The sequence below is a fragment of the Streptomyces sp. Tu 3180 genome, from assembly GCF_009852415.1.
Classification (GTDB): domain Bacteria; phylum Actinomycetota; class Actinomycetes; order Streptomycetales; family Streptomycetaceae; genus Streptomyces.
Genome location: NZ_WOXS01000002.1, coordinates 2,305,755 through 2,331,095 on the forward strand (window position 1 = coordinate 2,305,755; position 25,341 = coordinate 2,331,095).

Annotated in this window: 18 protein-coding genes and 1 tRNA gene; 9 read left to right on the forward strand and 10 right to left on the reverse strand. The window is 72.0% G+C overall.

Going from position 1 to position 25,341, the window contains the following annotated elements; all coding sequences use genetic code 11:
• The first annotated feature begins 5 nt into the window (after positions 1–5).
• From GL259_RS11320 to GL259_RS11330, 3 genes are read left to right on the forward strand one after another with little or no spacing between them, the layout of a single operon-like run.
• Positions 6–1,832, forward strand: a complete 1,827-nt coding sequence (locus GL259_RS11320; protein ID WP_159531712.1) for a branched-chain amino acid ABC transporter permease — start codon at positions 6–8, stop codon at positions 1,830–1,832.
• Between the two features lie 5 nt (positions 1,833–1,837).
• The gene (locus GL259_RS11325) at positions 1,838–2,761 is read left to right on the forward strand and encodes an ABC transporter ATP-binding protein (RefSeq protein WP_159531713.1); all 924 of its coding nucleotides are present in this window, start codon (positions 1,838–1,840) and stop codon (positions 2,759–2,761) included.
• A complete protein-coding gene (locus tag GL259_RS11330; protein ID WP_159531714.1) occupies positions 2,758–3,474 on the forward strand; it encodes an ABC transporter ATP-binding protein in 717 nt (238 codons plus the stop codon). Before GL259_RS11325 ends, GL259_RS11330 begins: the two co-directional genes overlap by 4 nt.
• An 80-nt stretch (positions 3,475–3,554) precedes the next feature.
• Here the strand turns inward: GL259_RS11330 and GL259_RS11335 are convergent, their stop codons facing one another.
• Positions 3,555–4,211, reverse strand: coding sequence for a response regulator (locus GL259_RS11335; RefSeq protein ID WP_159531715.1), 657 nt, complete (start codon positions 4,209–4,211; stop codon positions 3,555–3,557).
• Positions 4,212–4,316: 105 nt separating this feature from the next.
• Here GL259_RS11335 and GL259_RS11340 point away from each other — a divergent pair.
• Positions 4,317–4,389 (forward strand) — tRNA-Leu (locus GL259_RS11340).
• Positions 4,390–4,455: 66 nt separating this feature from the next.
• Here the strand turns inward: GL259_RS11340 and pyk are convergent.
• Positions 4,456–5,880 (reverse strand): pyruvate kinase, encoded by a 1,425-nt coding sequence (gene pyk, locus GL259_RS11345; protein ID WP_159531716.1) that lies wholly within the window; start codon positions 5,878–5,880, stop codon positions 4,456–4,458.
• 242 nt (positions 5,881–6,122) lie between these two features.
• On the opposite strand from pyk, the gene GL259_RS11350 reads away from it, so the two are divergent.
• Positions 6,123–7,925: a 5'-nucleotidase C-terminal domain-containing protein gene (locus GL259_RS11350; protein ID WP_159531717.1), complete on the forward strand. Its 1,803-nt coding sequence runs from the start codon at positions 6,123–6,125 to the stop codon at positions 7,923–7,925.
• Positions 7,926–8,186: 261 nt separating this feature from the next.
• On the opposite strand, the gene GL259_RS11355 is transcribed toward GL259_RS11350, so the two are convergent.
• The 4 genes from GL259_RS11355 to GL259_RS11370 form a co-directional block, all read right to left on the reverse strand.
• Positions 8,187–9,560: a pyridoxal-dependent decarboxylase gene (locus tag GL259_RS11355; protein ID WP_159531718.1), complete on the reverse strand. Its 1,374-nt coding sequence runs from the start codon at positions 9,558–9,560 to the stop codon at positions 8,187–8,189.
• Between the two features lie 199 nt (positions 9,561–9,759).
• Entirely contained in the window at positions 9,760–12,273 is a 2,514-nt protein-coding gene (gene pepN, locus GL259_RS11360) for an aminopeptidase N (protein ID WP_159531719.1), read from the reverse strand.
• A gap of 48 nt (positions 12,274–12,321) precedes the next feature.
• Positions 12,322–12,864, reverse strand: coding sequence for a response regulator (locus GL259_RS11365; RefSeq protein WP_159531720.1), 543 nt, complete (start codon positions 12,862–12,864; stop codon positions 12,322–12,324).
• A 114-nt stretch (positions 12,865–12,978) separates the two neighbouring features.
• Positions 12,979–13,356: a chorismate mutase gene (locus tag GL259_RS11370; protein WP_159531722.1), complete on the reverse strand. Its 378-nt coding sequence runs from the start codon at positions 13,354–13,356 to the stop codon at positions 12,979–12,981.
• A gap of 240 nt (positions 13,357–13,596) precedes the next feature.
• Here GL259_RS11370 and GL259_RS11375 point away from each other — a divergent pair, with 240 nt between their 5' ends.
• The gene (locus GL259_RS11375) at positions 13,597–14,505 is read left to right on the forward strand and encodes a hypothetical protein (RefSeq protein ID WP_159531724.1); all 909 of its coding nucleotides are present in this window, start codon (positions 13,597–13,599) and stop codon (positions 14,503–14,505) included.
• A gap of 105 nt (positions 14,506–14,610) precedes the next feature.
• Positions 14,611–15,252 (forward strand): SIMPL domain-containing protein, encoded by a 642-nt coding sequence (locus tag GL259_RS11380; RefSeq protein WP_159531726.1) that lies wholly within the window; start codon positions 14,611–14,613, stop codon positions 15,250–15,252.
• Positions 15,253–15,313: 61 nt separating this feature from the next.
• Here GL259_RS11380 and GL259_RS11385 read toward each other — a convergent pair whose 3' ends face one another.
• Complete coding sequence (locus tag GL259_RS11385) at positions 15,314–16,036, reverse strand: VWA domain-containing protein (protein WP_159531728.1); 723 nt, start codon at positions 16,034–16,036, stop codon at positions 15,314–15,316.
• 170 nt (positions 16,037–16,206) lie between these two features.
• Here GL259_RS11385 and GL259_RS11390 point away from each other — a divergent pair, with 170 nt between their 5' ends.
• Together GL259_RS11390 and GL259_RS11395 are read left to right on the forward strand one after the other, a co-directional pair.
• Entirely contained in the window at positions 16,207–17,133 is a 927-nt protein-coding gene (locus tag GL259_RS11390) for a rhomboid family intramembrane serine protease (protein WP_159531730.1), read from the forward strand.
• Complete coding sequence (locus GL259_RS11395) at positions 17,130–18,032, forward strand: chitosanase (protein ID WP_159531732.1); 903 nt, start codon at positions 17,130–17,132, stop codon at positions 18,030–18,032. The genes GL259_RS11390 and GL259_RS11395 overlap by 4 nt, the downstream gene beginning before the upstream one ends.
• A 112-nt stretch (positions 18,033–18,144) precedes the next feature.
• Here the strand turns inward: GL259_RS11395 and GL259_RS11400 are convergent, their stop codons facing one another.
• The 3 genes from GL259_RS11400 to GL259_RS11410 all read right to left on the reverse strand — a co-directional run bounded on the left by GL259_RS11400 (position 18,145) and on the right by GL259_RS11410 (position 25,297).
• On the reverse strand, positions 18,145–19,608 hold the full coding sequence (locus tag GL259_RS11400) for a glutamate synthase subunit beta (protein ID WP_159531734.1): 1,464 nt from the start codon (positions 19,606–19,608) through the stop codon (positions 18,145–18,147).
• Positions 19,601–24,196, reverse strand: a complete 4,596-nt coding sequence (gltB, locus tag GL259_RS11405) for a glutamate synthase large subunit (protein WP_159531736.1) — start codon at positions 24,194–24,196, stop codon at positions 19,601–19,603. Before gltB ends, GL259_RS11400 begins: the two co-directional genes overlap by 8 nt.
• A 369-nt stretch (positions 24,197–24,565) precedes the next feature.
• Positions 24,566–25,297: a VIT1/CCC1 transporter family protein gene (locus GL259_RS11410; RefSeq protein ID WP_159531738.1), complete on the reverse strand. Its 732-nt coding sequence runs from the start codon at positions 25,295–25,297 to the stop codon at positions 24,566–24,568.
• Between the last annotated feature and the right edge of the window lie 44 nt (positions 25,298–25,341).

A 25,341-nucleotide genomic window follows, 5' to 3' on the forward strand; every position in this document is an offset into this window, starting at 1 on the left:
CACCGATGACCACACAGACCACCGCTTCCACCACCGCGGCCGTCCCCGCCGCGACCACGCCCACCGGCCTCATCGGCATCCCCCCGCACATCGGCCGCGCCCTCGCCACCGGCGGCAGCGTCCTCGCGGTCGTCTCCACGTTCCTCGCGTGGACCTGGACCTCCGCGTTCCCCGGCGACCTCACCGTCTACGGCTACCCCGGCGGACTCCAGGTCCTCGTCCTCGTGGGCGGCGCGCTCGCCACCCTGTTCGGACTCGCCTCCTACGGCGTCAAGGGACTGCGCTGGCTCACCCCGGCCGGCGGCGACGCCGCCCTCAAGTACGCCACGCTCGGCACCTTCGCCACCGCCTGGTACACCGTCCTCGCGATCAGCTTCGACCTCGGCGGCCTCGTCAACCTGGAGCCCGGTGGCTACATCGTCGCCGCCGCCACTCTGATCGCCCTCCTCGGCGCCCTCGCCCTGCCCTTCGAGCGGCCCGAACCCGACCTGTTCGACCCGGACGGCACCGGCTGGGAGCGGTTCAAGCACAACGCCGGCCACAGCGTGGCCGTCCTGCGGGCGGCCTTCGCCTCCGGCAGCCCCCGCCCCGTGCGCGCCCTGCCGTCGTACGCCGAAATCCTGATCATCGTCGGCGTCCTCGCCCTCGCCCTGCTCGTCTTCACCTACGGCATCGGCACCGAGTACGACGAACTCTTCGTCGGCTTCCTGATCACCGCCGGCTTCGGGTTCAGCGCGCTCAACCGCTCCGGCCTGATCGCCCACGCCTCGCAGATCACCGCACGGCACCAGAACATCACCGTCTGCGGCGCCTTCGTCGCGGCGGCCTGCTTCCCGTTCACCCAGACCGACGACCAGTACGCCACCCTCGGCGTCTACATCCTCATCTTCGCCACCGTCGCCCTGGGCCTGAACATCGTCGTGGGTCTGGCCGGCCTGCTCGACCTCGGATACGTCGCCTTCCTCGGCGTCGGCGCCTACGCCGCCGCGCTCGTCTCCGGCTCGCCCAGCTCGCCGTTCGGCGTCCACTTCCCCTTCTGGGCCGCCGTGCTCGTCGGGGCCGTGGCCTCCCTGGTGTTCGGCGTGCTGATCGGCGCCCCGACGCTGCGACTGCGCGGCGACTACCTCGCCATCGTCACCCTCGGCTTCGGTGAGATCTTCCGCATCGCGGTCAACAACACCGACGGCACCTCGGGTCCGGACATCACCAACGGCTCCAACGGCATCGCGTCCATCCCGGACCTGAAGATCCTCGGCTTCGACCTCGGGGTCCAGCACGACATCGCCGGCTTCACCATCGGCCGGTTCGCGAACTACTTCTTCCTGATGCTGCTCATCACGGCCGTCGTCGTCCTCGTCTTCCGGCGCAGCGGCGACTCCCGCATCGGCCGTGCCTGGGTCGCCATCCGCGAGGACGAGACCGCGGCGCTCGCCATGGGCATCAACGGCTTCCGCGTCAAGCTCATCGCCTTCGCCGTCGGCGCCACCCTCGCCGGCCTCGCCGGAACCGTCCAGGCACACGTCACCTACACCGTGACCCCCGAGCAGTACCTGTTCGCCGGCACCACCCCGCCCAACTCCGCCTTCCTGCTCGCCGCGGTCGTCCTCGGCGGCATGGGCACCATCGCCGGACCCCTCATCGGAGCCGCGCTGCTCTTCCTGATCCCCAACAAGCTCCAGTTCCTCGGCGACTTCCAGCTCCTCGCCTTCGGTATCGCGCTGGTCCTGCTGATGCGCTTCCGGCCCGAGGGACTCATTCCCAACCGGCGCCGCCAGCTGGAGTTCCACGAAGAGGCCGACGCGCCCACAGTCCTGAGCAAGACAGGGGCCTGACCACCATGACCACCGACACCACCACCAAGGACACCGCCCCGGGCGCGGCCGCCCCCGGCACCACCGTCCTCGACGCACGCGGCGTCACCATGCGCTTCGGCGGCCTCACCGCCGTCCGCGACGTCGACCTCACCGTCCGCAGCGGCGAGATCGTCGGTCTCATCGGCCCCAACGGCGCCGGCAAGACCACCTTCTTCAACTGCCTGACCGGCCTCTACATCCCCACCGAGGGCGAGGTCCGCTACAAGGGCAAGGTCCTGCCGCCCAAGTCCTTCAAGGTCACCGCCGCCGGCATCGCCCGGACGTTCCAGAACATCCGGCTGTTCGCCAACATGACCGTCCTCGAGAACGTCCTCGTCGGCCGCCACACCCGCACCAAGGAAGGCTTCTGGTCGGCCGTCCTGCGCGGACCCGGCTTCCACAAGGCCGAGGCGGCCTCCCGCGAACGCGCCATGGAACTCCTGGAGTTCGTCGGCCTCGCCGCCAAGGCCGACCACCTCGCGCGCAACCTCCCCTACGGCGAACAGCGCAAGCTCGAGATCGCCCGCGCCCTGGCCAGCGAACCCGGCCTGCTGCTCCTCGACGAGCCCACCGCCGGTATGAACCCCCAGGAGACCCGGGCGGCCGAGGAGCTCATCTTCGCCATCCGCGACCAGGGAACCGCCGTCCTCGTGATCGAGCACGACATGCGGTTCATCTTCAACCTCTGCGACCGCGTCGCCGTCCTCGTCCAGGGCCAGAAGCTCATCGAGGGCGACCCCGCCACCGTCCAGGGCGACGAACGCGTCATCGCCGCCTACATCGGTGAACCCCTGGAGAACGATCCCGGCGCCGCCGAGGCCGCCGAAGTCGAAGCCGCCGAAGCCGCGGCGGAGGCAGCGGACGAGGCCGCCACGGACGCCGCGCCCGGCAAGGAGAACGACCGATGACCGCACTCCTCGAAGTCGAGGACCTCAAAGTCGCCTACGGCAAGATCCAGGCCGTCAAGGGCATCTCGTTCAGCGTCGACGCCGGCGAAGTGGTCACCCTCATCGGCACCAACGGCGCCGGCAAGACCACCACCCTGCGCACGCTCTCGGGGCTCCTCAAGCCCGTCGGCGGCCAGATCAAGTTCAACGGCAAGTCGCTGAAGAAGGTCCCCGCCCACAAGGTCGTCTCCCTCGGGCTCGCCCACTCCCCCGAGGGGCGGCACATCTTCCCCCGCATGACGATCGAGGACAACCTCCGCCTCGGCGCCTTCCTCCGCAGCGACAAGGCGGGCATCGAGAAGGACATCCAGCGCGCCTACGACCTCTTCCCCATCCTCGGGGAACGCCGCAAGCAGGCCGCCGGAACCCTCTCCGGCGGAGAGCAGCAGATGCTCGCCATGGGCAGGGCCCTGATGTCCCGGCCCAAGCTGCTCATGCTCGACGAACCCTCCATGGGCCTCTCGCCGATCATGATGCAGAAGATCATGGCGACCATCGCCGAGCTGAAGTCCCAGGGCACCACCATCCTGCTCGTCGAGCAGAACGCCCAGGCCGCCCTCTCCCTCGCGGACCACGGCCACGTCATGGAGGTCGGCAACATCGTCCTCTCCGGCACCGGACGGGATCTCCTGCACGACGAGTCCGTCCGCAAGGCCTACCTCGGCGAGGACTGAGGCCGGCCCCGGCCCGCACGTGACGAGGCCCGCGCCCCCGACAGGGGCGCGGGCCTCGTCACGTGCACGGCACGGGCGGTCTATCCCCTGGACGCCTTCTTCTCCTCGGCGTCGTCGATGACCGCCTGCGCCACCTGCTGCATCGACATCCGCCGGTCCATCGACGTCTTCTGGATCCACCGGAACGCGGCCGGCTCCGTCAGCCCGTACTGCGTCTGCAGCACCGACTTCGCCCGGTCCACCAGCTTCCGCGTCTCCAGCCGCTGGCTCAGGTCCGCGACCTCGCGCTCCAGTTCCTTCAGCTCCGTGAACCGCGACACCGCCATCTCGATGGCCGGCACCACGTCGCTCTTGCTGAACGGCTTCACCAGGTACGCCATCGCGCCCGCGTCCCGGGCCCGCTCGACCAGGTCGCGCTGCGAGAACGCGGTGAGCATCAGCACGGGGGCGATGCGCTCCTCGGCGATCCTCTCCGCCGCGGAGATGCCGTCCAGCTTCGGCATCTTCACGTCGAGGATCACGAGGTCGGGCCTGTGCTCGCGGGCCAGCTCGACGGCCTGCTCGCCGTCGCCGGCCTCACCGACCACGGAGTAACCCTCCTCCTCCAGCATCTCTTTGAGATCGAGCCGGATCAGGGCCTCGTCCTCGGCGATCACGACGCGGGTCGTCATCGGAGGGACGTGCGACTTGTCGTCGTCGGGCACGTCTGCGGGCTGGGGCGACTCGGGGGCGCTCACGTGGGCTCCTTGATGCGGGGCAGGCCGGTACTGCTGACAAGAGCGTACCCAGCTGCGATAAGGTGGGGGCACGGCGGGTGACTGTCGACCTTCATTTCCAAGGGAGCCCCGGTAGCCCAGCGGTAGAGGCAATGGTCTCAAACACCATCCAGCGTCGGTTCGAATCCGACCCGGGGTACTTTTCCTCCATATCCAAGGTCATCACCCGAAGAGCGGATCTTCGCCTTCTCGTGCACCCGCCCTCCTAGTCCTCTCCGATGCGGTGGACCCGGACGAGGTTCGTCGAGCCGGACACCCCCGGCGGGGAGCCCGCCGTGATGACGACCGTGTCGCCCTTCTCGCAGCGGCCGTACTCCAGCAGCAGCTCGTCGACCTGGCGGACCATCGCGTCCGTGGTGTCCGCGTGCGGGCCGAGGAAGGTCTCCACGCCCCAGGTGAGGCTGAGCTGGGAGCGGGTCGCCGGCTCCGGGGTGAAGGCCAGCAGCGGGATCGGGGAGCGGTAGCGGGAGAGGCGGCGGGCGGTGTCGCCGGACTGGGTGAAGGCGACGAGGAACTTCGCGCCGAGGAAGTCTCCCGTCTCCGCCGCCGCGCGGGCCACGGCGCCGCCCTGGGTGCGGGGCTTGTTGTGCTCGGTCAGGGGCGGGAGGCCCTTGGCGAGGATGTCCTCCTCGGCGGCCTCCACGATGCGGGCCATCGTCCGCACCGTCTCGACGGCGTGCCTGCCGACGCTGGTCTCGCCCGAGAGCATGACCGCGTCGGTGCCGTCGATGACGGCGTTGGCGACGTCGGAGGCCTCCGCGCGGGTGGGGCGGGCGTTGTCGATCATCGAGTCGAGCATCTGGGTGGCGACGATGACCGGCTTGGCGTTGCGCTTGGCGAGCTTGACGGCGCGCTTCTGGACGAAGGGCACCTGTTCGAGGGGCATTTCGACGCCGAGGTCTCCGCGGGCGACCATGATGCCGTCGAAGGCGGCGACGATCTCGTCGAGGTTCTCGACCGCCTGGGGCTTCTCGATCTTGGCGATGACCGGGAGGCGGCGGCCCTCCTCGTCCATGATGCGGTGGACGTCCTTGATGTCGCGTCCGGTGCGGACGAAGGAGAGGGCGACGACGTCGAAGCCGGTGCGCAGCGCCCAGCGCAGGTCGTCCTCGTCCTTCTTGGAGAGGGCGGGGACGGAGACGGCGACGCCGGGGAGGTTGAGGCCCTTGTGGTCGGAGACCACGCCGCCCTCGACGACGGTGGTGCGGACGCGGGGGCCGTCGACGGCGGTGACCTCGAGGGTGACCTTGCCGTCGTCGATGAGGACGCGCTCGCCGGCGGTGACGTCGTCGGCGAGGCCGGCGTAGGTGGTGCCGCAGCCGTGGCGGTCGCCCCGGACGCCCTCCTCGACGGTGATGGTGAAGGTGTCGCCGCGTTCGAGGAGTACGGGACCTTCACCGAAATGGCCGAGGCGGATTTTCGGACCTTGAAGGTCGGCGAGGACGCCGACGCTGCGGCCGGTCTCGTCGGCGGCCTTGCGCACCCGTCGGTAGCGTTCCTCGTGCTCGGCGTGGGTGCCGTGGCTGAGGTTGAATCGGGCGACGTCCATCCCGGCGTCGACCAGGGCTTTGAGCTGGTCGTACGAGTCGGTGGCGGGGCCCAGTGTGCAGACGATTTTCGCTCGGCGCATGATTCGAGCCTAGGGCTTACCGACGGGTAGTGATTCGGTGACGCATGACGACTCAACGGCCGGTCGGTGAAGGCTTGTTGACAAGCGTTGAAGTATGCGTCCGACCGCTCCGGCGAGCGTCCGGGACACCGGTACCGGTCACCAGATCGCAACCTGGGGGGTCTGTTCGAGGCCGACGTGTTCAGGTCAGAATCGTCGCGCGCGGTCTACGCGCGTTGTTCACCGTCCGAGGAGAGCCTGACATGCCGCTGAACCGCCGGAAGTTCCTGAAGAGGTCCGCTGTGACGGGGGCGGGGGTGGCGCTGGCGGGCGCCGCGGCGCCCGCGGCCGGGGCCGCCGAGGCGGGGCGCGGGAGGAAGCCGGCGAAGCGGTACGCGCTGACCGTGATGGGGACGACCGACCTGCACGGACACGTGTTCAACTGGGACTACTTCAAGGACGCGGAGTACTCCGACGCGGCCGGCAACGCGCAGGGGCTGGCGCGGGTGTCGACGCTGGTGAACCAGGTCCGCGAGGAGAAGGGCCGTGCCAACACACTGCTGCTGGACGCGGGCGACACGATCCAGGGCACGCCGCTGACGTACTACTACGCGAAGGTGGACCCGATCACCGCCGAGGGCGGCCCGGTGCACCCGATGGCGCAGGCGATGAACGCCATCGGGTACGACGCGGTGGCGCTCGGCAACCACGAGTTCAACTACGGCATCGAGACGCTGCGCAAGTTCGAGGAGCAGTGCGACTTCCCGCTGCTGGGCGCCAACGCGCTGGACGCGAAGACGCTGAGGCCCGCGTTCCCGCCGTACTTCATGAAGACGTTCCGGGTGAAGGGCGCCCCGCCGGTGAAGGTGGCGGTGCTGGGGCTGACCAACCCGGGCATCGCGGTCTGGGACAAGGCGTACGTGCAGGGGAAGCTGACGTTCCCGGGCCTGGAGGAGCAGGCGGCGAAGTGGGTGCCGAAGCTGCGCTCGATGGGCGCGGACGTGGTCGTGGTGTCGGCGCACTCGGGGACGTCGGGGACGTCGTCGTACGGTGACCAGCTGCCGCACGTGGAGAACGCGGCGGCGAACGTGGCGCGGCAGGTGCCGGGGATCGACGCGATCCTGGTCGGTCACGCGCACCAGGAGATCGAGGAGCTGCTGGTCACCAACGAGGAGACCGGCAGGGCCGTGGTGCTGTCGGAGCCGCTGTGCTACGCCGAACGGCTGGCGCTGTTCGACTTCGAGCTGGTCCTCGAGCGCGGCCGGTGGCGGGTGGAGTCGGTGAAGGCGTCGCTGCGGGACGCGGCGACGGTGGAGGACGACCCGGCGATCACCAAGCTGCTGTCCGACGAGCACGCCGAGGTCGTGGCGTACGTCAACCAGGTGGTGGGCACGGCGACGCAGACGCTGACGACGGCGGAGGCGCGCTACAAGGACGCGCCGATCATCGACCTGATCGCCAAGGTGCAGGAGGACGTGGTCAAGGCGGCCCTCGCGGGGACCGAGTACGCCTCGCTGCCGGTGCTGGCGCAGGCTTCGCCGTTCTCGCGGACGTCCCAGATCCCGGCGGGCGAGGTGACGATCCGGGACCTGTCGAGCCTGTACGTGTACGACAACACGCTGGTCGCGAAGCTGATGACGGGTGCGCAGGTCCGGGCGTACCTGGAGTACTCCGCGGAGTACTTCGTGCAGACCGCGGCCGGCGCGCCGGTGGACGTGGCGAAGCTGACGAACGCGAACGGCCGCCCCGACTACAACTACGACTACGTCTCGGGGCTCGGCTACGAGATCGACATCGCCCGGCCGGCCGGTTCGCGGATCAGGAACGTCACCTTCGGCGGCGCCCCGCTGGACGACGCGCAGCAGTTCGTGTTCGCGGTGAACAACTACCGGGCGAACGGAGGCGGCGCCTTCCCGCACGTGGCGTCCGCGAAGGAGCTGTGGTCGGAGTCGACGGAGATCCGCACGCGGATCGCGGAGTGGGTGACGGCGAAGGGCGTGCTGGACCCGGAGGACTTCGCGTCGGTGGACTGGAGGCTGACCCGGGACGGTACGCCGGTGTTCTGATCCTCCCCGTCCGTACGGTTCCTCGGGTCCCGTCCGCCAGTGGGGTGAGCCGGTCGGCTCGCCGGGCGGGCGGGACCCGCGGCGTCCGGGGCCGGGGGCCCAAGGCGGTGAAGGCGGTGCGGGCCGGGAGGGGGTGGGCCCGCCCGCCGGTGAGGTGGCCGAGGACCGTGGCGCGGGTGGGGGCCGGGGCGGCGAGGAGGGGGGCGGGGACGTGGGGTTCGCTGCCGGTACCGATGCCGACGAGGCCGTGGGGGGCGGGGGTCACCGGGGCCCTTCGGCGTGGGTGCGGTGCACCAGGGTGAGGAGTGCGGTCAGGTCGTCGGGACGGGTGGCGGGGTTGAGGAGGGTGGCCTTGAGCCAGAGCCGTCCGTCGGCGCGGGCGCGGCCGAGGACGGCGCGTCCGGTGGTGAGGAGGCGGCGTCGCACGGCGGCGACGGCGGTGTCCGCGGCGTGTGCGGGCCGGAAGAGGACCGTGCTGAGGGTGGGCCGGTCGTGGAGGTCGAAGCGGGGGTCGTCGTGGACGAGGTCGGCGAACCCCTGGGCATGGGCGCAGACCTGGTCGACGAGTGCGCCGAGGCCGGTGCGGCCGAGGGTCTTGAGGGTGACGGCGAGCTTGAGGACGTCGGGGCGGCGGGTGGTGCGCAGGGAGCGGCCGAGGAGGTCGGGCAGGCCGGCCTCGGTGTCGTCGTCGGCGTTGAGGTAGTCGGCGCGGTGGTGCAGGGCGGTGAGGTCCCGGGCGTCGCGGACGGTGAGCAGACCGGCGGGGACCGGCTGCCAGCCGAGTTTGTGCAGGTCGAGGGTGATGCTGTGGGCGGCGTCGAGCCCGGTGAGCCTGGACCGGTGGCGGTCGCTGAAGAGGAGGGGGCCGCCGTAGGCGGCGTCGACGTGGAGGCGGGCGCCGTGGGCGGCGCAGCGGGCGGCGATGTCGGGCAGGGGGTCGATGAGACCGGCGTCGGTGGTGCCGGCGGTGGCGGTCACGAGGACGGAGCCGCGCGGGCCGGGCAGGTGGGTGAGGGCGTCGTCGAGGGCGACGGGGTCGAGGACGCCGGCGGGCGCGGGGACGACGACGGGTTCGGGCAGGCCCAGCAGCCAGGCGGCGCGGGGCAGGGAGTGGTGGGCGTTGGCTCCGTGGACGAGCCGCACGGTGCCGTGGGCTTCACGGGCGAGGAGGAGGGCGAGCTGGTTGGCCTCGGTGCCGCCGGTGGTGACGAGGCCGTCGGCGTGGCCGGTCTCGCGGGCGAGGGCCCGGGTGACCAGGGCTTCCAGCGCGGAGGCGGCCGGGGCCTGGTCCCAGGAGTCGAGGGAGGGGTTGAGCACCGAGGCGGCGAGGTCGGCGGCGGCCGCGACGGCGAGCGGCGGGCAGTGCAGGTGGGCGGCGCACAGGGGGTGCGCGGGGTCGGCGGCGCCTTCGGCGAGGGCGTGCACGAGGGTGCGCAGGGCGTCGGGGTCGCCCCGGTCGGGCAGGACGTCGCCCGCGGCGTCGCGGATCCGCGCGGTGACCGTGTCGGGGCCGCCGGCGGGCAGGGGTCCGCCGCGCGCGTGGGCGCCGGTGCGCAGGGCGTCGAGGACGGTGTCGAGCAGCGGCCTCAGGTGGCCCGGGCCTTGGGGGCCTGAGGCGAGGGGCGGCGTGCGCATGGGCTGTCCTCCGGGGCGCGGCGCGGGACGGAGTTCCGCGGGGAGGGTCCAGCTTGTACGGGGAGGGGACGCCCTGACCGAGGAGCCCGGCGAACACCCCCCGAAGGGGGTACGTCCCCTTTCGGGGGAGTGAACGGGGACGGGCGAGGTGGCGCGGGGGGTGCCGCCGGACCGCCGGCGGCACCCCCGGTGTGCCGGGTTACGCCTGCCGGACCCGCAGGGCGCGGGCCAGGTCGTCGAGCTGGTCGACGAGCTTGCGGCGCAGGGCGGGGATCGGGTCGGCCTTGCGCAGGCACTTCTCGCCGAGCTTCAGGTTCTCGGCGTCGACCGCGTGGGCGGGGAAGGCCCAGCGGCCGGCGGCCTCGGCGATGGCGGGGCCGCGCCGGGCGGCGACGGCCACCGCGTCCTTGTAGTAGCGGGCCACGTACGGGCGTACCAGGTCGGCCTGCTCGGGCTGCCAGAAGCCCTGGGCGGTGGCGGTGAACAGGTAGTTCGACAGGTCGGCCCGGCCGTCGGAGCCGAACATGGCCTCCCAGGCGCGGGCCTTGGCGGCCTCGTCGGGCAGGGCGGCGCGGCAGCGGGCGGCCCCCTCCAGGCCGGTGGCGCTGGGGTCGCGCTCGAGTTCGGCGGCGATGTCGTCCTCGCCGACGGCGCCGAGGACGGCGAGCCGGGCGAGGACGCGCCAGCGCAGTTCGGGGTCGAGCTCGGGGCCGCCGGGGACGGTGCCCTCGGCGAGCCAGGCGGCGATGGTGTCGGGGTGGGCGACGGTGTCGATGCGGTGGCGCACGGCGATCAGGCGCAGGCCGGGGTGGTCGCCGTCCTCGGTGCGCCGGATGAGGTCGCGGCACAGCTCGGTGAGGGTGGCGAGCGCGGCGGGCCGCTGCTCGGGGACGAGGTAGCGGTCGGCGACGTGGCCCGCGGCGAAGGCGAGGACGCCCTGGACGAGGGCGAGGTCGGTCTCCTCGGGCAGGTGGGCGGCGGCGGTCGCCAGGTAGTCGGCGGGTCCGAGTTCGCCGTCGCGGACCATGTCGCGCAGCGCGTTCCACACGACGGCGCGGGTGAGCGCGTCGGGGATGCCGGACAGGCCGCGCAGGACGGTCTCCAGGGAGGTGTCGTCGAGGCGGATCTTGGCGTAGGTCAGGTCCAGGTCGTTGGGGACGACCAGGGCGGGGCGGGTGCCGGGGCGCGGCTCGGGGGCCGTGTCCCGGGGGACGTCGGTCTCGTAGCGCTCCCGCAGGACGAGGGCGCGGCCGTCGCCGAGGGCGCGGTCGTACACGCCGACGGTGACGCGGTGGGGGCGGCCGCCGTCGCGGTCGAGGGCGAGCGTCCACTGGCCGGGGCGCGCGTCGACGGACGCGGTGAGGGTGTCGACGCCGGTGGTGCGCAGCCAGGCGTCGGCCCAGGCGTGGACGTCGCGCTCGGTGGCGGCGGCGAGGGAGTCGATGAAGTCGGCGAGGGTGGCGTTGGCGAACCGGTGCCGCTCGAAGTGGACGTTGATGCCGGCGAGGAAGTCCTTCTCGCCGAGCCAGGCGACGAGCTGGCGCAGGGCGGAGGCGCCCTTGGCGTAGGAGATGCCGTCGAAGTTGAGCAGCGCGGAGGCGGTGTCCGTGACGTTCCCGGGGGCGACGGGGTGGGTGGAGGGGCGCTGGTCGGCGTCGTAGCCCCAGGCCTTGCGGACGACGCCGAAGTCGGTCCAGGTGTCCGTGAAGCGGGTGGCCTCGGTGAGGGTCTGGTAGCCCATGTACTCGGCGAAGGACTCGTTCAGCCAGATGTCGTCCCACCACTTGAGGGTGACGAGGTCGCCGAACCACATGTGGGCCATCTCGTGGGCGACGACCATGGCACGGGTCTGGCGCTCGGTGTCGGTGACGGCGGAGCGGTAGACGAACTCGTCGCGGAAGGTGACCAGTCCGGGGTTCTCCATGGCGCCCGCGTTGAACTCGGGCACGAAGGCCTGGTCGTAGGAGTCGAAGGGGTAGGGCTCCTCGAACTTCTCGTGGTAGCGGTCGAAGCACGCGCGGGTGATGCCGAGGAGTTCGTCGGCGTCGGCGTCCAGGTGGGGGGCCAGGGAGCGGCGGCAGTGGATGCCGAAGGGCAGGCCGCGGTGCTCGGTGCGCACGGAGTGCCAGGGGCCGGCGGCGACGGCGACGAGGTAGGTGGAGATCGGCGGGGTGGCCGCGGCCCGCCAGCGACCGCCGCCGAGGTGCTCGGTGCTGCCGTTGGCGAGGACGGTCCAGTTCTCGGGGGCGGTGACGGTCAGCTCGAAGACGGCCTTGAGGTCGGGCTGGTCGAAGGCGGCGTAGACGCGCTGCACGTCGTCCAGGAACAGCTGGGTGTAGACGTAGGTCTCGCCGTCGGCGGGGTCGGTGAAGCGGTGCATGCCCTCGCCGGTGCGGGAGTAGCGCATGCTCGCGTCGACGCGCAGTTCGTGTTCGCCGGCGGCGAGGTCCTTCAGCGGCAGCCGGTTGCCGTCGAGGGTCTCGGGGTCCAGGGGCTGTCCGTCGAGGGTGACGGAGCGCAGCTCGGCGGGTTTGACCTCGACGAAGGTGTCCGTGACGTCCTGGTCCGCGCGGACGGTGAACCGGATCAGGGTGCGGGATTCGAAGGTCTCGTCGCCGGTGGTCAGATCGAGGTCGATCGTGTACCGGTGGACGTCGAGGAGCTGTGCTCGGTTCTGCGCTTCGTCGCGCGTCAGTACGGACATGCAGGCCATGCTGCCTGATGCCGTTGCCGAGGCACAGGGGCGGATCGGGTACGCGGCCTATGTCCGGTCTCGTTCGAGCTCCCCGGTGTGCGCCCCCGCGGGCTGTCCGGGCGGTGCGTGCGCGTGGGGACGGGGCAGGGCGGGATGCGCGGGGTTCGCGGTGCGTTCCTCGAGCCGGGCGCGCAGGGTGCGGATCTCGCGTTCCAGGGCGAGGCGGCGCTGGTGGGCGTCGTAGAGGTGGCGGATCTTGGTGCGCAGGGCCCAGGGGTCGACGGGTTTGGTGACGAGGTCGGCGACGCCGAGGGCGTAGGCGGCGGCGCCCAGGTGCCGGTCGCGGACGAAGCCGGTGAGCAGGACCACGGGGATGTGCTGGGTCTGCTCCAGGCGCCGCATGTAGCGCACGACCTCCAGGCCGCCGGTGCCGGGCATGTGGACGTCGAGGAGCAGCAGGCCGACGTGTCCGCGCAGCAGCTGCTTGAGGGCTTCGTCGCCGCTGGTGGCCCGGCCCAGCAGGTGGCCCAGCGGGGCCAGGGCGTTCTCCAGCGCGTACAGGGTGTCCTCATGGTCGTCGACGATGAGGATGCGGGCATCGGGTGGCATGGCGCACGTCCCTCCTCGCAAGGGACCGGAGGTGAGCTGTCCGGGTGCCGGCGGGCGGTACCCGTCGGCCGACAAGGAGTGCACAGCGCAGCATGCCCCGCACGGGCCGCCGTGTCACTCCCCGGGGGAGGCCGTTGTGGGTCGGTTCGCCGAGGGCGTGGAGCCGTTCACGGCCGCGTCGGCGATGTGTTCGTGGTGGCGGATCACCTCGGCGATGATGAAGTTCAGGAACTTCTCCGCGAAGGCCGGGTCGAGTTTGGCGTTCTCGGCGAGGGCGCGCAGCCGGGCGATCTGGCGGGCCTCGCGGGCCGGGTCGGCGGGCGGCAGCCGGTGCTCGGCCTTGAGGCGGCCGACCTGCTGGGTGCACTTGAAGCGCTCGGCGAGCATGTGGACGACGGCCGCGTCGATGTTGTCGATGCTGTCGCGCAGCCGGACGAGTTCCTCGCGCACGGCGGGGTCGACGTCCCCGGTACCGGTGTTGCTGGTGGTCATGGAGGATCAGCCTACGGGGCGGGCCCGCCCGCCGCGCCCCGTTCCGGCACTCGGTCACCCCGGTGCGCCCGCGGGAGCGCACGGCCCCGTCCCCCGCGGCCCGCGCGGTGCGCACGGGCCGGCCCTCCCGTCCGGCGTGCCGCCGGTCCGCGCGCGCCCCGGCGCGTCCGCGGAGCACGGGCCGGGGGCGGGTGTTCCCCGTACAGTGGAATCGGGTTCAGGGCGTCTTGGGGGTGAGACGTGGCGAACGACGGGCCGGTCGAGCACGGCTATCCGCATCTGGAGACGGTGCGGGCGGCCGTCACCGCGTTGTACCGGCGCCTGTCGTACGACACGGTCCGCACGTTCTCCTCCAGCGTGGCGCCGGCCGACGTGGCCTTCTGCGACACGGACGACCTCCACCTGGGGGCGCAGCGGGTGGCCCGCGAGCTGGTGCGGCACTACCGGCTGCCGGACGCGCGGCTGATCGTCGGTTTCCGGGAGATGGAGCACGCGGCGAACGTGGAACTCGAGGCCGGACCGGAGTACTTCGTCGAGTTGAACGACCGGTTCCGTACCCACCGGCGGGACATCGGGGCGGCCCTGGCGCACGAGGTGACGCACGTGTACCTGCACCGCCTGGGGCTGTCGTTCCCCGGCACGCGGGACAACGAGGTCCTGACCGACACGACGGCGACGTACCTGGGGACGGGGTGGCTGCTGCTGGACGCGTTCCGGCAGGACGGGGTGTCGTCGCAGAAGCTGGGGTACCTCACGCCGGAGGAGTTCGGGTACGTGCTGGCGAAGCGGTCCCTGGTGTTCGGGGAGGATCCGTCGGTGTGGTTCACCAGCGCGCAGGCGTACACGGCGTACACCGAGGGCAGGGCGCTGGCCCTCCGTGACGAGCGGCAGCCGCCGCTGACGGCGGCCGGCTGGGCGGGCCGCCGGCGTTACGCGCGGGACCGCCGCCACGCCCAGGACCACCCTCCCCGCGCCGCCCCGGCGTCCGCCCGGCCGGACGTGCCGTACAGCTTCGCGCCGGACGGCCGCGGCCCGCTGCGGGTGTCGTTCCCGTGCCCCACCTGCCACCAGCGGATCCGGGTGCCGGTGCGGGGACGGGTGCGGGCGCGGTGCGGGCTGTGCCGGACGGTGCTGGAGTGCGACACGTGAGGGGGCCTCGCCCGGGGCGGACGGGCGTGCGGACGCGGGGCGGGCGGGGTCGCGGGTTCCGGTGATCACCGGTGCGCCGCGGTCCGGTGGTGTTTCAATGCCCGCATGACGGAGACGATCGGGGAACCCTGGGGCATCAGCGTTTTCGGCGCGGGCAGCGTGCGGGCCGAGCCGCAGCTGGTCCGGGTCCGGCTCGGGGTGGACGTGCTGGAGCCCGAGCCGGACCGGGCGTTCAGGGAGGCGGGCGCGGCGGCGGCACGGCTGCGGGAGGTGCTGCGCCGGCACGGGGTGCCGGACGCGTCGGTGTCCGGCTCGCGGCTCAAGCTGAGCTCCGAGGAGGACAACTACGGCCGCGAGCGGAAGTTCCTCGGCTACCGCTGCCGGGCCGCGTACGTGGTGGAGAGCGAGGCGCTGGACGGCCTCCAGCAGCTGATCGTGGAAGCGGTCGGGGCGGGGGCGCACCACATCGACCGCATCGAGTTCGACGTGCACGACAAGCCGGCGCTGCGGGACGAGGCGCGCCGCCGGGCCGTGGCCGCGGCCCGGCGCAAGGCGGAGGTGTACGCGGAGGCGGCGGGCGTGCGGATGGGCACGGTGCTGCACATCCAGGACGTGGACTCCGAGTCGTACGAGTTCAGGCAGTACCGCGGTCACGGCGGCGGGGGCGGCGCCTCGTCCGGGGACCTCGTGCCGGGGACGGTGGAGGTGTCGGCGGGTGTGGTGCTGGGCTTCTCGCTGGGGCGGTAGGTCCCGGGAGCCGCAGGGCCCGCCCGGCCCCGCCGCGGTCCGGGGCCGGCTCCCCCGGCCGCTAGGACCGCACGATCCCCAGCGCCCGCGCCGCCGCCAGCCACCGGGGGAACTCCCCCACCAGCCGGTCGTACAGTTCGGCGTCCGGGACCTCGCGCGGGTCCGAACCGGCGTGGAAGAAGCCCGCGTTGTCGACGACCCGCTTGGCCGGGACGGCCAGTTCGTCGAGCCTGCGCAGGTAGTCGAACTGGCGGCTGCCCGGGTCGCCGAAGCCGATGAACTGCCAGAACAGCGGCAGCCGGGCCGCCTTGCACAGGTACCGCTCCGCGGCGAGCCGGTTGACCGGCCCGCCGTCGGTCTGGAAGACGACCAGCGCGGGCCGGGTCGACCCGCTGTCCAGGTAGTGGTCGATGACCGCGTCCATCGCCAGGTGGTAGCTGGTCCTGCCCATGTGCCCGAGCCCGGCCACGATCCGCTCGACGCGCCCCCGGTGGTCGGCGAGGGCGATGTCGGTGACGGCGTCCACGTCGGTCGAGAAGAAGACCACCGGCACGGTGCCGTCGTCGTCGAGGTGCGCGGACAGGCCCAGCACCCGGTCGGCGAGCGCCTGCACGCTGCCGTCCCGGTAGTACGGCTTCATCGAGCCGGAGTAGTCGACGACCAGGTAGACCGCGGCGCGCAGCCCGTCCAGCCCGTGCCCGGCCAGTGACGCCCCGGCCGTCCTGTAGAGGTCGACCAGCGCGGGCGCGGTCTCCTCGATCTTGCGCAGACTGATCGCGGCCACGCGTCCTCCCCCTCGCCCTCACCGGGGCCGGCCGTCCGGCCACCGGCACCGGCCCCGAGGGTACGGCACCCTCACCCCACCTCTCCCTCCGTCCCCCCGGGTTCGTTATTTTGTTCGCCGCCGCCCCCACCGGCTCAGTTCCGTCCCCGTCCCCCGCAAGGAGCCGGTCCGTGGATCCCGATTCCACCGTCACCACCTGCTACCGCCATCCCGAGGTGGAGTGCTACGTCCGCTGCACGCGCTGCGAGCGGTACATCTGCCCGGACTGCATGCGCGAGGCCGCCGTGGGCCACCAGTGCCCCGAGTGCGTGAAGGAGGGCGCGCGGTCGATACGGCAGGCGCGCACCGTGGTGGGCGGCCGGGTCTCGGCGGTGCCCGTGGTGACGTACGTGCTGATCGCGGTCAATGTGCTGGCGTATCTGGCGGAGTCGGTGCGGCCGGAGGCCGTGGACCGGTTCGCGATGCTGGGCGCGGGGCTGGCCGGGCCGGACGGCGGGCACTACCTGTGGGCCGACCCGTACCCCGAGGGCTTCCGTCCGGAGGGGCTGGCGGGCGGCGAGTGGTACCGGCTGCTGACCGGCGCGTTCCTGCACATGCCGCCCACCGAGGGGACGTTCGGCGTCCTCCACGTCGTGATGAACATGGTGGCGCTGTGGAACCTCGGCCGGCTCGTCGAGCCGATGCTGGGCCGCGTGCACTACCTGGCCCTGTACCTGCTGTCGGCGCTGGGCGGTTCGGTGCTGGTGCTGCTGCTCGCGCCCGGGGACGCCGTGGTGGGGGCGTCCGGTGCGATCTTCGGGGTGGGGGCCGCGTACTACGTCATGGCGCGGCGGGTCGGCGTCGACATGGGCACCGTCAACCGGTTCATGACCGGTCTGCTGCTGTGGCTGGTGGTCTCCGCGGTGGTCACGTCCTGGGAGGGGCACCTCGGCGGGCTGCTGGCGGGCGGCGCGGTGGCCCTGGTGTTCGCGTACGTGCCGCGGGGGCCGCGCCGGGGCCTGGTCCAGGCGGCGGCGTGCGTGGGTCTGGTGGTGCTGCTGGCGGTGGCGGCGGCGGTCAAGGTGTCCGAGCTGACGGGTGGAGGAGTCCCCCAGTGAAACGTTCCGGTGTGCTGTTCCTCGCGGCCCTTCCCGTGATCGCCACGGGTGTGTACTTCGTCGTGCCGGCGGACTCGTCCGACGCCCCGGTCACCCCGCCCGCGGCCACCGCCCGGTCGGCCCCCGAGGAGGCCAAGGACCGGGCCGAGCAGGAGCGGGCGCAGGACGACGCCCTCATCGCCGAACTGCCGCCGGGGCTCGCCGCGCCGGGGAAGAAGGAGCTGGCGCAGCGCCTGGTGGCCAGCGCCGAGAACTCCACCCTGGACTGGCGCAGCCTGTACGGCAGCATCGAGGACCTCGGCGACGGCCAGGGCTACACGGCCGGCGTCATCGGCTTCTGCACCGGCACCCACGACCTGCTGATGCTGGTCGAGCGCTACAGCGAGGAGCACCCCGGGAACGGCCTGGAGCGCTACCTGCCCGCCCTGCGCGAGGTGGACGGCACGGACTCGCACGAGGGCCTGGACCCCGGCTTCACGGAGGCCTGGCGGGCGGAGGCGGAGCTGCCCGAGTTCCGCGAGGCGCAGGAGGAGGAGCGCGACCGCGTCTACTTCGAGCCGTCCGTCCGCCTCGCCAAGCTCGACGGCCTGAACACGCTCGGCCAGTTCGTCTACTACGACGCGATGGTCTTCCACGGACCCGACACCGACCCGGAGGGCTTCTACGGCCTGCGGGAGCGCGCGATGAAACGGGCGAAAACGCCGGCCCGGGGCGGCTCGGAGGAGGCGTACCTGGACGCCTTCCTCGACGTCCGCCGCGAGGCGATGCTCGACAGGCGGCCGGACGGCGACACCTCCCGCGTCGACACCGCCCAGCGGCGGTTCCTCGAGGCCGGGAACCTGGAGCTGGAGACGCCGCTGGTGTGGGAGATGTACGGGGAGACGTTCCGCGTGCCGTAGCCGCGGGCGCCGTGGAGAAGGCGACGGCGCCCGCCCGTTCGTCCGGTCGGGGACAGGGGGCGGGCGCCGTCGGTGTTCCGTACGCCGTTGTACGGGACGTCTCCCGGGCCGGTCAGACCGCCAGCGCGCGGTCCGTCGGCCGGATCGGGGCCGGCAGGTCGCTGGCGCCGGTCAGGAACCGGTCCACACCGCGGGCGGCCGAGCGGCCCTCGGCGATCGCCCACACGATGAGCGACTGGCCGCGTCCGGCGTCACCGGCGACGAACACGCCGGGCACGTTGGTCCGGAAGTCGGCGTCGCGGGCGATGTTGCCGCGCTCGTCGAGCTCCAGGCCGAACTGCTCGACCAGTCCGTTCTCCCGGTCGGTGCCGGTGAAGCCCATGGCGAGGGTGACCAGCTGCGCGGGGATCTTGCGCTCGGTGCCCGGCTTCTGGGTCAGCTTGCCGTCGACGAACTCGACCTCGACCAGGTGCAGCCACTGGACGTTGCCGTCCTCGTCGCCCTCGAAGTGGGTGGTGGAGACGGAGTAGATCCGCTCGCCGCCCTCCTCGTGCGCCGAGGTGACCTTGTAGAGCATCGGGAAGGTCGGCCACGGCTGCGAGAGCGGGTTCCGCTCCTCGTTCGGGCGGGGCATGATCTCCAGCTGGGTGACGGAGGCCGCGCCCTGGCGGTGGGCGGTGCCCACGCAGTCCGCGCCGGTGTCACCGCCGCCGATCACGACGACGTGCTTGCCCTCGGCCGAGATCGGCGGTGCGACGTAGTCGCCCTCCTGCACCTTGTTGGCCAGGGGCAGGTACTCCATGGCCTGGTGGATGCCCTTGAGGTCGCGGCCCGGCACCGGCAGGTCGCGCGCGGTCGTCGCGCCGACGGCGAGGACCACGGCGTCGTAGCGCTTGCGCAGCGCGGTCGCCGGCATGTCGCGGCCGATCTCGACGCCCGTGCGGAACTTGGTGCCCTCCGCGCGCATCTGCTCGATACGGCGGTTGATGTGCCGCTTCTCCATCTTGAACTCGGGGATGCCGTAGCGCAGCAGACCGCCGATGCGGTCGGCCCGCTCGTACACGGCGACCGTGTGGCCGGCCCGGGTCAGCTGCTGGGCGGCGGCCAGCCCCGCGGGGCCCGAGCCGACGACGGCGACGGTCTTGCCGGACAGGCGCTCGGGGACCTGCGGGGCGACGTCCCCGGTCTCCCACGCCTTGTCGATGATCGAGACCTCGACGTTCTTGATGGTGACCGGCGGCTGGTTGATGCCGAGCACGCACGCCGACTCGCACGGGGCGGGGCACAGCCGGCCGGTGAACTCCGGGAAGTTGTTCGTCGCGTGCAGGCGCTCGCTCGCCGCCGCCCAGTCCTCGCGGTAGGCGTAGTCGTTCCACTCGGGGATGAGGTTGCCCAGCGGACAGCCGTTGTGACAGAACGGGATGCCGCAGTCCATGCACCGGCTGGCCTGCTTGCTGATGATCGGCAGCAGGGAGCCGGGGACGTAGACCTCGTTCCAGTCCTTCTTGCGCTCCTCGACCGGCCGGGATTTGGCGACCTCGCGGCCGTGGTTCAGAAAGCCCTTCGGATCAGCCATTGATCGCCGCCTCCATCATCTTCTCGGTGATCTCGGTCTCGGACAGACCGGCTCGCTCGGCGGCGTCCTTGGCGGCGAGCACTGCCTTGTACGTGCTGGGGATGATCTTGCTGAAGCGCTCGACGGCCGTGTCCCAGTCGGCCAGCAGCTTCTCGGCGACGGTGGAGCCCGTCTCCTCCCGGTGGCGGCGGATCACGTCGTGCAGCCACTGCTTGTCGGCGTCGTCCAGCGCCTCGACGGCGTCCAGGTTGCCGGCGTTGACGTTGTCGCGGTTCAGGTCGACGACGTAGGCGACGCCACCGGACATGCCCGCCGCGAAGTTGCGGCCGGTCTCGCCGAGGACGACCGCGTGGCCGCCGGTCATGTACTCGCAGCCGTGGTCGCCCACGCCCTCGGAGACGACCAGCGCGCCGGAGTTGCGGACGCAGAACCGCTCGCCGACCCTGCCGCGCAGGAACATCTCGCCGCCGGTGGCGCCGTAGGCGAGGGTGTTGCCCGCGATGACGCTGTACTCGGCGAGGTGGTCGGCGCCCCGGTCCGGGCGGACGACGATCCGGCCGCCGGACAGGCCCTTGCCGACGTAGTCGTTGGCGTCGCCCTCCAGGCGCAGCGTGACGCCGCGCGGGACGAAGGCGCCGAAGGACTGGCCGGCGGATCCGGTGAAGGTGATGTCGATGGTGTCGTCGGGCAGGCCCGCGCCGCCGAACTTCTTCGTCACCTCGTGGCCGAGCATGGTGCCGACCGTGCGGTTGATGTTGCGGATGGCGACCTGGGCCCGCACCGGCTGGGCCTCCTCGGCGCCGGAGGCGGCGAGCGCGTCGGCGGCGAGCTTGATCAGCTCGTTGTCGAGCGCCTTCTCCAGGCCGTGGTCCTGGGCGACGACCTGGTGGCGGACGGCGCCCTCGGGCAGCTCGGGGACGTGGAACAGCGGGGCCAGCTCCAGGCCCTGCGCCTTCCAGTGGTTCACCGCGCGGGTCACGTCGAGCACCTCGGCGTGGCCGACGGCCTCCTCGATGGAGCGGAAGCCCAGCTCGGCGAGGAGCTCGCGGACCTCCTCGGCGATGAAGCGGAAGAAGTTCACGACGTACTCGGCCTTGCCGGAGAACCGGTCCCGGAGGGTCGGGTTCTGGGTGGCGATGCCGACCGGGCAGGTGTCCAGGTGGCACACGCGCATCATCACGCAGCCGGAGACGACCAGCGGCGCGGTCGCGAAACCGAACTCCTCGGCGCCGAGCAGCGCGGCGATGACCACGTCGCGGCCGGTCTTGAGCTGGCCGTCGGTCTGCACGACGATCCGGTCGCGCAGACCGTTGAGCAGCAGCGTCTGCTGGGTCTCGGCGAGGCCGAGCTCCCAGGGGCCGCCGGCGTGCTTCAGCGAGGTGAGCGGGGAGGCACCCGTGCCGCCGTCGTGGCCGGAGATGAGCACGACGTCCGCGTGCGCCTTGGACACGCCCGCGGCGACGGTGCCGACGCCGACCTCGGAGACCAGCTTGACGTGAATGCGCGCCTGGGGGTTGGCGTTCTTCAGGTCGTGGATCAGCTGGGCGAGGTCCTCGATGGAGTAGATGTCGTGGTGCGGCGGCGGGGAGATGAGGCCCACGCCCGGCGTCGAGTGCCGGGTCTTGGCGACCCACGGGTAGACCTTGTGGCCGGGCAGCTGGCCGCCCTCGCCGGGCTTGGCGCCCTGGGCCATCTTGATCTGGATGTCGTCGGAGTTGACCAGGTACTCGGAGGTCACGCCGAAGCGGCCGGAGGCGACCTGCTTGATGGACGACCGGCGGGCCGGGTCGTACAGGCGCTCCGGGTCCTCGCCGCCCTCACCGGTGTTGGACTTGCCGCCCAGCTGGTTCATGGCGATGGCGAGGGTCTCGTGCGCCTCCTGGGAGATGGAGCCGTACGACATGGCGCCGGTGGAGAACCGCTTGACGATCTCCGAGACCGGCTCGACCTCGTCGACGGGGATCGGCTGCCGGTCGGACTTGAAGCCGAACAGGCCGCGCAGCGTCATCAGCCGCTCGGACTGCTCGTTCACGCGCTCGGTGTACTTCTTGAAGATGTCGTAGCGGCCGGAGCGCGTGGAGTGCTGGAGGCGGAAGACCGTCTCCGGGTCGAACAGGTGCGGCTCGCCCTCGCGGCGCCACTGGTACTCGCCGCCGATCTCCAGGGCACGGTGCGCGGGCGCGATGCCGGAGGCCGGGTAGGCCTTGGCGTGGCGGGCGGCGACCTCCTGGGCGATGACGTCGATGCCGACGCCGCCGATCTTGGTCGCGGTGCCGTTGAAGTACTTCTCCACGAAGGCCTCGTCGAGACCGACGGCCTCGAAGACCTGGGCGCCGCGGTAGGAGGCGACCGTGGAGATGCCCATCTTGGACATGACCTTCAGCACGCCCTTGCCGAGGGCGTGGATCAGGTTGCGGATGGCCTTCTCGGACTCCATGCCCGGCAGGAAGGTGCCCGCGCGGACCAGGTCCTCGACGGACTCCATCGCCAGGTACGGGTTGACGGCGGCGGCGCCGTAGCCGATGAGCAGGGCGACGTGGTGCACCTCGCGGACGTCGCCGGCCTCGACCAGCAGGCCCACCTGGGTGCGCTGCTTGGTGCGGATGAGGTGGTGGTGGACGGCCGCGGTGAGCAGCAGCGAGGGGATCGGCGCGTGCTCGGCGTCGGAGTGCCGGTCGGACAGGACGATCAGGCGGGCGCCGTTCTCGATCGCGGCGTCGGCCTCGGCGCAGATGTCCTCGATGCGCTCGGCGAGCGCGTCGCCGCCGCCGGAGACCCGGTACAGGCCGGACAGGGTCGCGGCCTTGAAGCCGGGCATGTCGCCGTCGGCGTTGACGTGGATGAGCTTGGCGAGCTCGTCGTTGTCGATCACCGGGAACGGCAGCACGACGCTGCGGCAGGAGGCGGCCGTCGGCTCCAGCAGGTTGCCCTGCGGGCCCAGGGAGGAGCGCAGGGAGGTGACCAGCTCCTCGCGGATCGCGTCCAGCGGCGGGTTGGTGACCTGCGCGAACAGCTGGGTGAAGTAGTCGAAGAGCAGCCGCGGGCGCTCGCTGAGCGCGGCGATCGGCGAGTCGGTGCCCATCGAGCCGATCGGCTCGGCACCGGCCTTGGCCATCGGCGCGAGGATGACGCGCAGCTCCTCCTCGGTGTAGCCGAAGGTCTGCTGGCGGCGGGTGACCGAGGCGTGGGTGTGCACGATGTGCTCGCGCTCGGGCAGGTCGGACAGCTCGATCTCGCCGGCCTCGAGCCACTCCGCGTAGGGGTGCTCGGCGGCCAGGGCGGCCTTGATCTCGTCGTCCTCGATGATGCGGTGCTCGGCGGTGTCCACGAGGAACATGCGGCCGGGCTGCAGGCGGCCCTTGCGGACGACCCTGGCGGGGTCGATGTCGAGGACGCCGACCTCGGAGCCGAGGACGACCAGACCGTCGTCGGTGACCCAGTAGCGGCCGGGGCGCAGACCGTTGCGGTCGAGCACGGCGCCGACCTGGGTGCCGTCGGTGAAGGTGACGCAGGCGGGGCCGTCCCAGGGCTCCATCATCGTGGAGTGGTACTGGTAGAAGGCGCGCCGGGCCGGGTCCATCGAGTCGTGGTTCTCCCACGCCTCCGGGATCATCATCAGCACGGAGTGCGGCAGCGACCGCCCGCCCAGGTGCAGCAGCTCCAGGACCTCGTCGAAGGAGGCGGAGTCGGAGGCGTCGGGCGTGCAGATCGGGAAGATCCGGTCGATCTTCTCCTGGTCGCCGAAGAGGTCGGAGACGATCTGGGACTCGCGGGCCGCCATCCAGTTGCGGTTGCCCTTGACGGTGTTGATCTCACCGTTGTGCGCGACGAAGCGGTACGGGTGTGCCAGCGGCCACGACGGGAAGGTGTTGGTGGAGAACCGGGAGTGCACGAGCGCGATCGCGGAGGCGAAGCGGCGGTCGGACAGGTCCGGGAAGAAGGGCTCGAGCTGGCCGGTGGTCAGCATGCCCTTGTAGACGAGGGTGCGGGCCGACAGGGAGGGGAAGTAGACGCCCACCTCGCGCTCGGCGCGCTTGCGCACCACGAAGGCCCTGCGGTCGAGGTCGATGCCCCGGCTCGTCCCGTCGGTGACGAAGATCTGCCGGAAGACCGGCATCGTGGAACGGGCGGTGGCACCGAGCAGCTCGGGCGCGGTGGGCACCTCGCGCCAGCCGAGGACGGTCAGGCCCTCGTCGGCGGCGATCGCGTCGATCCGGGCGACGGCGTCCTCGGTGGCCTCCCGCGGCAGGAAGGCGATGCCGACGGCGTAGGCGCCGGCGTCGGGCAGTTCGAATCCGGCCACGTCGCGGAAGAAGGCGTCCGGGACCTGGGAGAGGATGCCGGCACCGTCGCCGGAGTCCGGCTCGGAGCCGGTGGCACCGCGGTGCTCGAGGTTGCGCAGGACGGTGAGGGCCTGGTCGACCAGGGCGTGGGACGCCTCGCCGGTGAGGGTGGCGACGAAACCGACACCGCAGGCGTCGTGCTCGTTGCGGGGGTCGTACATACCCTGCGCAGCAGGGCGAGCATCCATGAACGACCAGTTCTGGCCATTCGCGGAGTGCTGGGACGGCTGGCGCGGCGTACGCATCGGCTCTCCCGTCGTCGTCTGTTGGCATGTGCAAGTGCCGAGGGACGACGTTGGCCCTCTGCGGAGATGCGAAATTTCGTGCAGGTTACATGATGGAGCGGTTCTCGGGAACCGGGATAACCCGTTCCAGCATGCGGACACCACACGGGTCGCGGCGGGGTTCCGCGCCTGGCGGCGGAAGTCGTGGAGGCCGGTTCGGACAGATCGGTGTCCGCCGGCCCGGGGCGGGAACGGGCGTCCTCGTCCGTCCCGCGGGCACGCCGTGGGCCTCGTTGCCCACAGCGCTTACGGCTCATGCCCGGCGGTCACGCGGTCGAAACCAGCGAGTAACGACTACTTATGCGGTCCGACGCATAAGTCCGAGCCGGGTCATCCTACGGCCGTTCCGAACAGTGTGCCCAGGGCGTACGTCACACCGGCCGCCGCGCCGCCGAGGGCGAGCTGCCGCAGTCCGCTGTACCACCAGGTCCGCGCCGTCACCTTGGCCACCACCGCACCGCACAGGAAGAGCCCGAGCAGCGCCAGCAGCACGGCGGGCCACAGGCTGCTCGCGCCGAGCAGGTAGGGCAGCACGGGCAGCAGGGCGCCCAGCGCGAAGGAGCCGAAGCTGGAGACGGCGGCGACGGTGGGCGAGGGGAGGTCGCCGGGGTCGATGCCGAGCTCCTCGCGGGCGTGGATCTCCAGGGCCTGCTCGGGGTCCCGGGACAGCTGCCGGGCCACTTCGCGGGCCAGCGCCGGTTCGACGCCGCGGGCCTGGTAGAGCGCGGCGAGCTCGGCCTCCTCGTCCTTGGGGTGCCTGCGCAGCTCGCGGCGCTCGACGTCCAGCTCGGCCTCGACCAGCTCGCGCTGGGAGGCGACGGAGGTGTACTCGCCGGCGGCCATGGAGAAGGCGCCGGCGGCCAGGCCCGCGAGGCCGCTGAGGACGACGGTCTGCTGGCTGACGGAGCCGCCGGCGACACCGGTCATCAGGGCGAGGTTGGAGACCAGGCCGTCCATCGCGCCGAAGACGGCCGGGCGCAGCCAGCCGCCGTTGACGTCCCGGTGCGTGTGGTTGTCACGGTGCGCCTCGTGCAGCACCGCCTCGGTCTCGATGATGGCCATGGCGCGTCCCCCAGGGAGCTCGTACCGGGCTCTTCCGAGCCCAT